The organism is Stenotrophomonas sp. SPM, assembly GCF_003105135.1.
Classification (GTDB): Bacteria; Pseudomonadota; Gammaproteobacteria; order Xanthomonadales; family Xanthomonadaceae; genus Stenotrophomonas.
The window spans coordinates 1-11,980 of the sequence record NZ_QETL01000111.1 but is presented as its reverse complement, the minus strand read 5'-3'; the positions used below and the strand labels follow the sequence as shown (position 1 = coordinate 11,980).

Annotated in this window: 11 protein-coding genes; 7 read left to right on the top strand and 4 right to left on the bottom strand. The window is 68.4% G+C overall.

Annotated elements, in window-relative coordinates; translation table 11 throughout:
* Nucleotides 1-47: 47 nt before the first annotated feature.
* The 4 genes from DCO49_RS17195 to DCO49_RS17180 all read right to left on the bottom strand — a co-directional run bounded on the left by DCO49_RS17195 (nucleotide 48) and on the right by DCO49_RS17180 (nucleotide 4,513).
* Nucleotides 48-2,210, bottom strand: a complete 2,163-nt coding sequence (locus DCO49_RS17195; RefSeq protein ID WP_116865035.1) for a bifunctional (p)ppGpp synthetase/guanosine-3',5'-bis(diphosphate) 3'-pyrophosphohydrolase — start codon at nucleotides 2,208-2,210, stop codon at nucleotides 48-50.
* Between the two features lie 105 nt (nucleotides 2,211-2,315).
* Nucleotides 2,316-2,612: a DNA-directed RNA polymerase subunit omega gene (gene rpoZ / locus DCO49_RS17190; RefSeq protein ID WP_079223054.1), complete on the bottom strand. Its 297-nt coding sequence runs from the start codon at nucleotides 2,610-2,612 to the stop codon at nucleotides 2,316-2,318.
* A 110-nt stretch (nucleotides 2,613-2,722) separates the two neighbouring features.
* Entirely contained in the window at nucleotides 2,723-3,388 is a 666-nt protein-coding gene (gene gmk / locus DCO49_RS17185) for a guanylate kinase (RefSeq protein WP_108769867.1), read from the bottom strand.
* A 264-nt stretch (nucleotides 3,389-3,652) separates the two neighbouring features.
* Nucleotides 3,653-4,513 carry a YicC/YloC family endoribonuclease gene (locus DCO49_RS17180; protein ID WP_116865034.1) on the bottom strand — a complete coding sequence of 287 codons (861 nt, stop codon included), beginning with the start codon at nucleotides 4,511-4,513 and terminating at the stop codon, nucleotides 3,653-3,655.
* 124 nt (nucleotides 4,514-4,637) lie between these two features.
* Between DCO49_RS17180 and rph the strand changes: the two genes are divergently transcribed.
* The 7 genes from rph (at nucleotide 4,638) to pepQ (ending at nucleotide 11,854) form a co-directional block, all read left to right on the top strand.
* A complete protein-coding gene (rph, locus tag DCO49_RS17175) occupies nucleotides 4,638-5,363 on the top strand; it encodes a ribonuclease PH (RefSeq protein ID WP_116865033.1) in 726 nt (241 codons plus the stop codon).
* Nucleotides 5,360-5,746: a VOC family protein gene (locus tag DCO49_RS17170; protein WP_116865032.1), complete on the top strand. Its 387-nt coding sequence runs from the start codon at nucleotides 5,360-5,362 to the stop codon at nucleotides 5,744-5,746. Before rph ends, DCO49_RS17170 begins: the two co-directional genes overlap by 4 nt.
* Nucleotides 5,746-6,342, top strand: a complete 597-nt coding sequence (gene rdgB / locus DCO49_RS17165) for an RdgB/HAM1 family non-canonical purine NTP pyrophosphatase (RefSeq protein WP_108769873.1) — start codon at nucleotides 5,746-5,748, stop codon at nucleotides 6,340-6,342. Before DCO49_RS17170 ends, rdgB begins: the two co-directional genes overlap by 1 nt.
* 57 nt (nucleotides 6,343-6,399) lie before the next feature.
* Complete coding sequence (gene hemW / locus DCO49_RS17160) at nucleotides 6,400-7,632, top strand: radical SAM family heme chaperone HemW (RefSeq protein ID WP_116865031.1); 1,233 nt, start codon at nucleotides 6,400-6,402, stop codon at nucleotides 7,630-7,632.
* Between the two features lie 167 nt (nucleotides 7,633-7,799).
* On the top strand, nucleotides 7,800-10,076 hold the full coding sequence (locus DCO49_RS17155) for a DUF1631 family protein (RefSeq protein ID WP_116865030.1): 2,277 nt from the start codon (nucleotides 7,800-7,802) through the stop codon (nucleotides 10,074-10,076).
* Nucleotides 10,073-10,447, top strand: coding sequence for a PilZ domain-containing protein (locus DCO49_RS17150; protein ID WP_108747295.1), 375 nt, complete (start codon nucleotides 10,073-10,075; stop codon nucleotides 10,445-10,447). The genes DCO49_RS17155 and DCO49_RS17150 overlap by 4 nt, the downstream gene beginning before the upstream one ends.
* A 75-nt stretch (nucleotides 10,448-10,522) precedes the next feature.
* Nucleotides 10,523-11,854 (top strand): Xaa-Pro dipeptidase, encoded by a 1,332-nt coding sequence (gene pepQ / locus DCO49_RS17145; RefSeq protein WP_116865029.1) that lies wholly within the window; start codon nucleotides 10,523-10,525, stop codon nucleotides 11,852-11,854.
* Nucleotides 11,855-11,980 lie beyond the last annotated feature (126 nt).

Here is an 11,980-nt window from a genome sequence, read left to right as displayed (position 1 = left end):
CGGGCATGGCCCGGCGCTACCGGGAATCATCCACGCATGGCGTGGAGCTACTGGCGGCGTACCGACTGCACCACCGACAGGCGGCGCAGGCGACGCATGACTTCGGCCAGATGGTTGCGGTCGCGCACCTGGATGTTGAATGCCAGCACGGCGGCGTTGAAGTCGCGGTCCAGGTAATCCACGCGCTCGATGTTGGAGTGGCTCTGCGCGATGGCCGCGGCCAGCTGTGCCAGCACGCCGGTGCCGTTCTCCACTTCCACCACCAGCGAAGTGTTGTAATCGCCCGACACAGTGGTGTCCCAGCCGATCGGCACCCAGCGCTCGGGCGACTTGCGCAGCTCGGCCAGGTTCGGGCAATCCACCCGGTGCACCACGATGCCCTTGCCGGCGGTGTGGTAGCCCATGATCTCGTCGCCGGGGATCGGCTGGCAGCAGCCGGCGAAGGTGACCACGCCGCGTTCGCTGCCGTTGATGAGGATCTTTTCCTGCGAATACTGGCGGGAGTTCGGACCGCCACGCAGTTCGGCATAGGCCATCAGCGCCTGCGCGGCCTGCGTCGGCATCCAGTTGCCCAGCGCCACTTCGGCCAGCAGGGCTTCCAGGCGCGGGAAACGGTGTTCGGCCAGGAACGCATCCAGGCGCCCCTTGGGCAGGCGTTCCAGCGAGGAATCCATCGCTTCCAGCGCGCGGTCCAGCATGCGGTGGCCCAGCTGCACGGCGTCTTCGTGTTCCAGCTGCTTGAGCTGGTGGCGGATGGCGGTGCGCGCCTTGCTGGTGACCACGAATTCCAGCCACTGCGGCTTGGGCGTGGCCGAACGCGCGGTGATGATTTCCACCGACTGACCCGAAACCAGCTTGGTGCGCAGCGGCACCAGCTTCTTGTCCACGCGCGAGGCCACGGCCATGTTGCCGACGTCGGTATGCACCGCGTAGGCGAAATCGAGCGCGGTCGAGTTGCGCGGCAGGGCCAGGATCTTGCCCTTCGGGGTGAACAGGTAGACCTCGTCCGGGAACAGGTCGACCTTCACGTTGTCGAGAAACTCCAGCGAGGAACCGGCGGCGCGCTGCGAATCGATCAGCTCGACGATCCAGGCGTGGGCGCGGCTCTGCGCGCTGTTGGGCGAATCGCCACCGAACTTGTAGGTCCAGTGCGCGGCCACGCCGCGTTCGGCGATCAGGTCCATTTCCTCGGTGCGGATCTGCACTTCGATGGGCGAACCGTAGGGCCCGAACAACACGGTGTGCAGCGACTGGTAACCGTTGGCCTTGGGAATGGCGATGAAATCGCGGAAGCGGCCATCCAGCGGCTTGAAGGTGGCGTGCACCGCACCCAGCGCGTGGTAGCAGCTGGGTACGCTGCGCACGACCAGGCGGAAGCCGAACACGTCCATCACCTGGTCGAAGGATTTGTTCTCGTCGCGCATCTTGTTGTAGATGCTCCACGGGGTCTTGATGCGGCTGACCAGGCGGTGTTCGATGCCTTCCTTCGCCAGCCGCTGCGACAGCTGTACTTCCACCTGCGCCATCGCCTCGCGGCGTACCACCGGCTGGCTGCGGATGTGTTTTTCGATGATGGCGTGGCGCCACGGGTACAGCGCCTTGAAGCCGAGGTTCTGCAGCTCGCTCTTGACCAGGCTCATGCCCAGGCGCTGGGCGATGGGCGCGTAGATCTCCAGCGTTTCGCGGGCGATGCGGCCGCGCGCTTCGCGGCTCTGCGCGCCCAGCGTGCGCATGTTGTGCAGGCGGTCGGCCAGCTTGATCATGATCACGCGCAGGTCGCGCGACATCGCCAGCAGCATCTTGCGGAAGCTCTCGGCGGCCGCTTCCTGGCGGTCGCGGAACTTCAGCTTGTCCAGCTTGGTCACGCCGTCGACCAGCTCGGCCACGGCTTCGCCGAACTCCGAGGCCAGCTCTTCGCGGGTCAGCGGGGTGTCTTCGATGGTGTCGTGCAGGATCGCGGCGATCAGCGCTTCCACGTCCAAGCCGAGCTCGGCCAGGACCTGGGCCACGGCCACCGGATGGGTGATGTAGGGCTCGCCCGACTTGCGCGTCTGCCCAGCATGCGCCGACGCACCGACTTCCCAGGCACGGCGCAGCAGCGGCAGCTGTTCCGGCGGCAGGTAATGGGCGGCGCGTTCGAGCTGGAGGACGTAATCAGGTACGGCCGCGGCGGTGGGCGCGGCTACCTTGGCAGTGGGGCCTGGGTTCATGCCAGAAGCCTATGCCAGCGCGCCGATTACGGCAAACCCTGAATGCGAAACAGCCCGCACGGGGCGGGCTGTTCAGCGGTCAAGCAACGGCATTGATCGATGCGATCAATCGTCGTTCTTGGACATGTCTTCGTCGGCGACCACTTCCGCGGCGGCCCACTCCAGCGCTTCACGCTCGGCACGCTCGCGCTCGGCCTTCTCGACTTCGTCGATCAGCGCGTTGTCGATCTTGCGGGCGGCGATTTCGCGCAGTGCCAGCACGGTCGGCTTGTCTTCGGTGTCGTTGTCCAGGGTGGCCTGCACGCCGTTGGCGAGCTGACGGGCACGCTTGGAGGCCATCATGACCAGCTCGAAACGGTTGTTAACGACTTCCAGGCAATCTTCTACGGTGATGCGGGCCATACGGGCTCCCGGCGACCGGTCGGCCGCTCAGTCGAATGAGGGAAAGGGGACGGAGTGTACTGGCAGGGGCTGGACAAAATCAAGCCAACCCCCACCCGATTCTTTTGGAATCAGTCAGTTGCACCCGCATCGGGGGTCAGCAGGGCCTGGATCAGGCCGGCGTGGCGGACCTTCTGGGCCTCCCGGCGCAGGCGGCTGGCGGTGAAGATGGCGCACAGCTCGTCCACGGCGGTATCGAATACCTCGTTGACGATGACGTAGTCGAACTCGTTGAAGTGCAGCATTTCATCGCGGGCGGCGCCCAGGCGCTGGGCGATGACCGCCTCGCTGTCCTGGCCGCGCTTGCGCATGCGGTCCTGCAGGGCCTGCTTGGACGGCGGCAGGATGAACACCGTCACCGTGCCCGGCACCAGCTGGCGCACCTGCTGCGCACCCTGCCAGTCGATTTCCAGCAGCACGTCCTGGCCGGCGGCCAGCTGCGGTTCCACCGACTGGCGGGCAGTGCCCTTCCAGTCACCATGCACCCAGGCATGCTCGAAGAAATCGCCGTCGGCGATCATTTCCTCAAACGTCTCGGCGCTGACGAAGTGGTAGTGCTCGCCGTTCACCTCACCCGGGCGCATGGCGCGCGAGGTGAATGAAATGGACAGGGCGATCTGCGGGTCACGCGCCAGGGTGGCATTGACGATGCTGCTCTTGCCGGCGCCCGAGGGGGCGGCAACGATGTACAGCGTGCCGCGCGCAACGGCGGCCGACGGGGTGGACGGGGCACTCATGCGCGGAACCCAAGCTGTTGATTTCGCAAAATTTATCCTCGATGTTCCAGAACCGGCGCGGAGGATCGCGCCAGCACGGCGGGAGCTGCGCGGAACATCCTGGAACCAGGCCCGGCAGACGGCTCCCCGGGGTGCGGGCACGCAACTTTAACAGAGCGGGCCGGGAGGCTGGCCCGCCTCCTCCAGCCAGCGACGCCGGCCATCGCGAAGTAGCGACGAGCGTGCGCCATTCAACAAGGGCGCCCGAAGGCGCCCCGCTGCACATCATTCGATGTTCTGCACCTGCTCGCGGATCTGGTCGATCAGCACCTTCAGCTCCACCGCAGCATTGGACGTGCGGCTGTCCACCGACTTCGACCCCAGCGTATTGGCTTCGCGGTTGAATTCCTGCAGCAGGAAATCCAGGCGGCGGCCGACCGGCTCGCGCTGCTTCAGCACGCGGCGGATCTCGACAATGTGGCTGCCCAGGCGGTCCAGCTCCTCGTCCACGTCCAGCTTCTGCAGCCACATCACCAGTTCCTGCTCGGCACGGCCGGGATCGACCGGGTGCGGCAGATCGGCCAGGCGGGCGGCCAGCTTGGCGCGCTGGCCGTCGCGAATGGCAGGAATCAGCGTGCGGACGTCATTGGCGATGCGCTCGATGCCGTCCACGCGCTCGGCAATGGCGGCGGCCAGCTTGTCGCCTTCGCGTTCACGGGCAGCGACGAAGCCGTCCAGCGCCTGATCCAACAGCGACAGCGCCTCGGCCTGCAGGGCCGCTGCGTCGGTGACCTCGCCCTGGGTCACGCCCGGCAGCTGCAGCAGCTCGGTGAAGCTGACCTGCAGATTGGGGAAATCGGAGGTCAGGCGGTGCGCGAGCTGGCCCAGCTGGCCCAGCAGCGCTTCGTTCACCTGCAGGCTGGCCGCGCCTTCCGGCGCACGCAGGCGCATGACCAGGTCCAGCTTGCCGCGGCTCAGGCGGGCGGCGATGCGCTCGCGCAGCTGCGGTTCAAGCGCCCGCAGTTCCTCGGGCAGGCGGGTGCCCACTTCCAGGAACCGGTGGTTGACCGAGCGCAGCTCGCAGCCCAGCGTGCCCCACGGGGTGACGCGCTCGCCGCCGGCATAGGCGGTCATGCTTCGAATCATGGAATGTGTCCGGTGCGTGCAAAGGGGGAATGGTACCCTAGCGCCCTCACCTGAGCCCCCCTGCCCGCCCCGTCACGGTCGCGGGCATGGCGGCGTACTCCCCTGCCTTTACGGAACCCGCACCATGTCCGATTCCCGCCCCAGTGGCCGCCAGCCCGACCAGCTCCGCCCGGTCGTCATCCAACGCGGCTTCACCCGCCATGCCGAGGGTTCGGTGCTGGTGTGCTTCGGTGAAACCCGCGTGCTGTGCACCGCCAGCGTGGAAAACCGCGTGCCGGGCTTCCTGCGCGGCAAGGGCGAAGGCTGGGTGACCGCCGAGTACGGCATGCTGCCGCGCGCCACCCACACCCGCAGCGACCGTGAAGCGGCGCGTGGCAAGCAGGGCGGCCGCACCCTGGAAATCCAGCGCCTGATCGGCCGCAGCCTGCGCGCCTGCGTGGACCGCAACGCGCTGGGCGAACGCACCATCACCCTGGACTGCGACGTGCTGCAGGCCGACGGTGGCACCCGCACCGCCGCCATCACCGGCGCCTACGTGGCCCTGGTCGATGCGGTGAGCGTGCTGATGAAGCGTGGCGACATCAAGCGCAACCCGATCCTCGGCGCCGTGGCGGCCGTTTCGGTGGGCGTGTATCGCGGCACCCCGGTGCTGGACCTGGACTACGCCGAAGACAGCGACTGCGACACCGACATGAACGTGGTGATGAACGACGGTGGCGGCTTCATCGAGCTGCAGGGCACCGCCGAAGGCCACGCCTTCCGCCGCGACGAGCTGGACGCGCTGCTGGGCCTGGCCGAAAAGGGCGTGGGCGAGCTGCTGGCCGCACAGCAGGCGGCGCTGTCGGCATGAACCGCCGCATCGCCCTGACCACCCTGGTGGTGGCCGACTACGACGAAGCCATTGCCTGGTACACCGGCAAGCTCGGCTTCGTCCTGTTGGACGACATCGATCAGGGCAGCAAGCGCTGGGTGGTGGTCGGGCCGACCGATGGCAGCGCTGCCGCCCTGCTGCTGGCCCGCGCCAGCAACGAGGAACAGCGCAGCCGCATCGGCAACCAGACCGGTGGCCGCGTCGGCTTCTTCCTCAACACCGATGACTTCCACCGCGACCACGCGGCGATGGTTGCTGCCGGCGTTGAATTCCTGGAAGCGCCGCGCGAGGAAGCCTATGCCACCGTCGCGGTGTTCCGCGATCTGTACGGCAACACCTGGGACCTGTTGGAGCCCCGCTGATGAAGACGCTCGTGCTTGCCAGCCACAACGCCGGCAAACTGGTGGAAATGCAGGAGATCCTCGCCGACCTGCCGCTGCAGATCACCTCGGCCGCCGAACTGGGCCTGGGTGACGTGGAGGAAACCGGCCTGACCTTCGTCGAGAACGCGCTGCTGAAGGCACGCGCGGCCTGCGAAGCGACCGGCCTGCCGGCACTGGCCGATGATTCGGGCCTGATCGTCGACGCCCTCGGCGGCGCGCCCGGCCTGTACAGCGCGCGCTACGCCGGCCACCCGACCAATGCCGCGGCCAACAACGCCAAGCTGCTGGAGGCGATGGCCGACATTGCCGATGGCCAGCGCACGGCCCGCTTCTATGCGGTCATCGTGCTGCTGCGCCATGCCACCGACCCGCAGCCGCTGATCTGCGAAGGCCGCTGGGAAGGCCAGATTATCCGCGAACTGCGCGGCACGAACGGCTTCGGCTACAACCCGGTGTTCCTCGATACCACCCACGGCCTGACCGCCGCGGAGATGGAGCCGGCGCTGAAGAACGCCATCAGCCACCGCGCTACCGCCCTGCAGCAGCTCAAGCAGCAGCTGGCCCGCTGGCTCTGACGCCCAACTGATTACTCCAGGGAAGCCGGCCAGCGGCCGGCACTACCGATGAAGCCCATGCCGCACGACCACGACCACTGCAACCACCTGCCCGGCGAAGCCTGCTCCGCCGACCACGCACACGACACCGCGCCGCGCCTGGTGCCGCCGCCGCTGTCGCTGTACGTGCATCTGCCGTGGTGCGTGCGCAAATGTCCGTACTGCGATTTCAACTCGCACCAGGCCAAGGGCGAGCTGCCGTTCGAGGCCTACATCGACGCCCTGCTGCGCGACCTCGACCAGGACCTGCCGCTGGTCTGGGGCCGGGTGGTGCACAGCGTGTTCTTCGGTGGCGGTACGCCCAGCCTGTTCCCGCCGGAAGCGATCGACCGCTTCCTGCAGCAGGCCAGCGCGCGCCTGCGCTTTGCCCCCAATGCCGAGATCACCCTGGAAACCAACCCGGGCACCGCCGAGCACGGTCGCTTCGACCGCTACCGCGCGGCCGGCGTGAACCGCCTCAGCTTCGGCATCCAGAGTTTCGACGATGCCGCGCTGAAGCGCCTGGGCCGCATCCACGACAGTGGCGAAGCCGAGCGCGCGGTGAAGATGGCGCAGGACGCGGGCTACGACAATTTCAACATCGACCTGATGTACGCGCTGCCGGAACAGACCCTGGCAGGCGCCGAGGCCGACCTGGAACGCGCCTTCGCGCTGCAGCCGGCACACATCTCGCACTACCAGCTGACCCTGGAACCGAACACCGTGTTCTTCGCACGGCCGCCGCAGGGCATCCCCGACGAGGACAACGCCTGGGACATGCAGGAGCACTGCCAGGCGCTGCTGGCGCAGGCCGGTTTCGGCCAGTACGAAGTGAGTGCCTATGCCCGTCCCGGCCGGCAGAGCGCGCACAACCTGAACTACTGGCGCTTCGGCGATTACCTGGGCATCGGCGCCGGCGCGCACGGCAAGATCAGCTCCGGTGCCGAGGAACACGTGCTGCGGCGCTGGAAGCTCAAGCACCCGCAGGCCTACATGGACAGCGCCGGCAACCCGGCCTCGTTCGGTGGCGACGAAGTGATCGCCGCCGATCGCCTGCCCTTCGAGTACATGCTGAACCTGCTGCGCCTGCACGAAGGTTTCGGCCTGCGCGATTTCGAGTCGCGTACCGGTCTGCCGCGCAGCGTGCTGGACGCATCGCTGGCCGAGGCCGTGCAGCGCGGCTGGCTGGAGGTGACCGGCGACCACGTGCAGCCGACCGAACTGGGCCGTCGCTTCACCAACGACGTGGTGAGCCTGTTCCTGGAGGAATAGCGCCGGGCCATGCGCGGCGGGTGCGTTGCACCCGGTGGATGCGGCCGCTGGCCGCCCTTCGCTGCGTTTGAACGGGTGCCCACCGCAGAAATTCCTCAAGTAGCGCCCGTGGCTGCCGACACGGTAGATTCCCATGTCGATTCGCGGGAATCCCGGAACTGCACCCGATGTCTGCCGCTTTCCCCTTTGCCACCCCTGACAGCGCGCGCCTGGCCGCCGCAGACCTGCCCCCCCGCGTGCGCGAGCTGCTGGGTGAACTGCTGGTGCTGTGCCGCCATGTGCTGACCGCGCCGCTCATCCTTACCGTGGAAGCGGCCGAACAGGCGTTGCTGCACGATGCCGAGCACGCACGCAATCCGCAGATGCAGGCCGAGCTGCTGGCACAGCGTGGCCAGCTGCACGCGTTTGCCGGCACCTTCTGCGACCGCATGCTCGATGCGCTGGCCGACAGCCTGGTGCAGCTGCGTGCGCCGCAGGACACCGCGCCGGCGAGCGCGTCCGGCCGCCCGCCGGGCCTGCTGGGCCTGTCACTGGTGGATGACCACGAAGTGGACCGCAACCTGGTGCTGACCGAAATGGTGCGCCGGGAAAACCAGCGTTCGGGCAATGCCCTGAACCTGCTCGGCCAGCGCCTTGCGGTGCTGGCCGCCGCCCCGGCGTTCGACAACGACACCCTGCCGCTGGCGCCGCAGGCGCTGTGCACCCTGGTGCGGCGCCTGGCCGAACAGGATGGGCTGAGCGCGGAACTGCAGCTGGCGCTCTATCGCAGCTTCGAACGCCAGCTGCTGGAACGCCTCGGCGACGTCCTGGAGCGCGCCAACAACCTGCTGGCCCAGCACGGCGTGCTGCCGGGCCTGGTCTACACCCCGTACCTGGCGCGCTCGTCCAGCACCCGCCGCATCATCACCCAGTCCGTCGGCGGTGGCCGCGCGACGCAGCCTGCACCGCGTTCGGCCGAGCCGTTGACCGGCTGGGGCAGCACCGGCCGCGCGGGTTCGTGGTCGGCGCTGATGCAGAACGCCTTCGCCGACGCCGTCCCGCCGGGTGCGGCCAACCCGGAACTGACCACGCCCCCGGCCAACCTGCTGCACGACCTGCTGCAGCAGGCCCGGCACGCCGCGCCGATGGCCATCGAACCGCCTTCGGTGCCCAGCGGCCTGGTGGATGCGGTGCTGGCGCGCCTGCAGGCCCAGGCCGGCGCCGCCACCAGCATCACCGACCTGCAGACTGCCGTGACCGCGCAGCTGCGCAGTGAGCACGGCGCACAGGCCCAACTGGCCAGCCACGATCGCGACCACCTCGACCTGCTGCGCCTGCTGCTGCAGCAGGTCCAGCAGCAACAGCGCCCCGACCCCGTGCCGGCCGCCCTGCTGGCCCGCCTGCAGGTGCCGTTGGCGCGCGCGGCGATGGCCGACCCCGCCTTCTTCGTACGCGACGAACACCCCGCGCGCGAACTGCTCAATACCATCGCCGAAGCCGGTGCCAACTGGCTGGGCGATGATGACGTGGACCCGCAGCTGATGCAGCGCTTGGCGCAGAGCGTGCAGGGACTGCTGGGCCAGGACGCGCGTACGCCCGAAGCGTTCGCTGCGGCCAATGAAGAAATCCAGCAGCACCAGCGCGCCGCCGCGCATCGCGCCGAGCTGGCCGAACGCCGCCATGTGGAAGCAGCGCGCGGCAAGGAACGGTTGGCCCTGGCCCGCCGCGAAGCGAGCGCGCAGATCGACCAGCAATGCCAGGCACAGGAGCCGCCACGCTTCGTGCAGACCCTGCTGCGCGAGGCCTGGGCCGACGCGCTGACCCTGACCCGGCTGCGCCATGGCGATGACTCGGCGCAGTGGCAGGAACGCCTGCAGCAGACCGAACGCATTGCAGCCGTCACCGCCGCACCGGCCGAGGCCGACAGCGTGCCCGACGCGCCGCTGGCCGCGGAAGTGGAAGCGGCCCTGCTGCAGGTCGGCTACCACCCCGAGGAAGCTTCGGCGGTCGCCCGTCGCCTGGCCACGCCCGGCGGCGAAGACGAGCACACCTCACGCACCGAGCTGAGCGCGCGCCTGAAGGCACGTGCACGCCTGGGCGAGCATGCGGCGGCCCATACCGGCGCCCACGCCGCCACACCGCGCACGCCGGCCGAACAGGCCAGCCATGAGCAGCTGACCAACCTGCCCTTCGGCAGCTGGTTCGACCTGGCCGACGAGGACGGCAGCGTGCGCCGCCAGCGCCTGTCCTGGTACAGCCTGCTGACCGGCCACGTGTTGTTCGTCAATCCGCGCGGGCAGAAGAGCAGCGAAACCGACCTGGATACGCTGGCCCGGCAGATGGCCGCTGGCCGGGCGCAGCTGGTCACCGAAGAAAAAGGCCGCCTGGTCGACCGCGCGTGGCAGGCCAGCCTGTCGGCCCTGCGCGCGTTGGCCGGTCGCCGCCGCCAGGAGCCTGACGCATGAGCCAGCTACCGCCGCAGGACACCCGCCGCGCACCGCGCCGCCAGGTGTCCGACCTGGTCCCGGTGACCGACCAGATGCGCGACAGCGTGGTGGGCCGGCTGGGCAATGTGTCCGAAACCGGCATGCTGATGCTGGCCAGCCAGCCCCTGCGCGACGACGCCCTGTACCAGCTGCGCTTCCCGCTCCCGCTGGGCGATGGCCGCAGCGCAGCCATCGATGTGGGCGTGCACCTGCTGTGGAGCGAGCCGGCGCATGCCCCGGGCCAGAGCTGGGCCGGGTTCCGCTTCCTGACCCTGTCGCGCGAACATCGGCATCTGCTGCGCGCCTGGATCGGCGAGGACAGCGACGAGGCGCCGGTTTCGACAGGCTGAGTGCCGGTTCCTGCACAGCGGTTTTCTGCGGTATGCGGCAGAATCTAGGGCCGTTTTCCGTGTCGAGCCACCGCAATGATCCAGCAAGACCCTGGCGCCCTGTATTCCGACCACCTGGCCGTGCTGTGCCGACGCGCCGAACAGGCGCTGGCACGCGGCGGCTTCGACCACCTGGTGGTACCCAGCGGCACCCTGCACTACCAGGTGTTCGACGATCGTGACTACCCGTACGCGGTGAACCCGCAGTTCAAGGCGTGGCTGCCGCTCACCCGCGTGCCCAACAGCTGGGTGGTGTTCACCCCGGGCAAGCGCCCGGCGGTGATCTTCCACCAGCCGTTCGACTACTGGCACGTGGTGCCGGACGCCCCCAGCGGCTGGTGGGTGGAGCACTTCGACATCCACATCATCCGCAAGCCGGAAGACGCGCTGGCCCTGCTGCCGGCCGATCCGGCGCGCTGCGCGATCCTGGGCGAGCCGCAGAGCGCGCTGGGGGCTTACGTGCCGAACAACCCGGCCCCGGTGGTGAACTACCTGGAATGGCACCGCGCCTGCAAGACGCCGTACGAAATCGCGCTGATGCGCCAGGCGCAGGTGCTGGGCGTACGCGGCCATCGTGCTGCCGAGGCCGCGTTCCGCAATGGTGCCGATGAGTTCAACATCCACATGGCCTACTGCCAGGCCGTGGGCCAGGATGCCAATGAACTGCCGTACGGCAACATCGTTGCGCTGAACGAACACGCCGCCGTGCTGCACTACACCGAGCTGGGCCGCAAGGCCCCGCAGCCGCTGCGCAGCTTCCTGATCGATGCCGGTGCCAGCGCGCATGGCTACGCCAGCGACATCACCCGCACCTATGCGGCCAAGGGCCACGACGAGTTTGCCGCGATGATCGACGCGGTGGACGCGGCCCAGCAGCAGATGTGCGCGGCGGTGCGTGCCGGCTTCGATTACAAGCAGCTGCACGTGGACGCGCATCTTTCGCTGATGGGCGTGCTGAAGGATTTCGGCGTCATCAAGGTATCGCCGCAGACCGCGCTGGAAACCGGCGTCAGCGCCGCGTTCTTCCCGCACGGCATAGGCCACATGATCGGCCTGCAGGTGCACGACGTGGCCGGTTTCGCCGCCAGTGAAGAAGGCGGCCGCATCGAGCGCCCGGCCGGCCATCCCTACCTGCGCCTGACCCGCGTGCTGGAACCGGGCATGGTGGTGACCATCGAACCGGGCCTGTACTTCATCGACATGCTGCTGGACGAAGTGAAGGCTGCCGGCCATGGCGATGCGGTCAACTGGGACCGCGTGGACTTCTTCCGTCCGTATGGTGGCATCCGCATCGAAGACGAAGTGCTGTGCACTGATGGCGAGGCGGACAACCTGACGCGGCCGGCGTTTGCGGCGGCGAACGGCTGAGCCCCTCGTGGTGTGACGCTCAGAGCAAAAGCCGCGCTTGGCGGGGCGGGTAGGCCATGCAGGGGACGCTGCAAGTACGTCCCTGTAAGCTCGATGGCGCCATCCATGGCGCCAACGCCCCTGCAT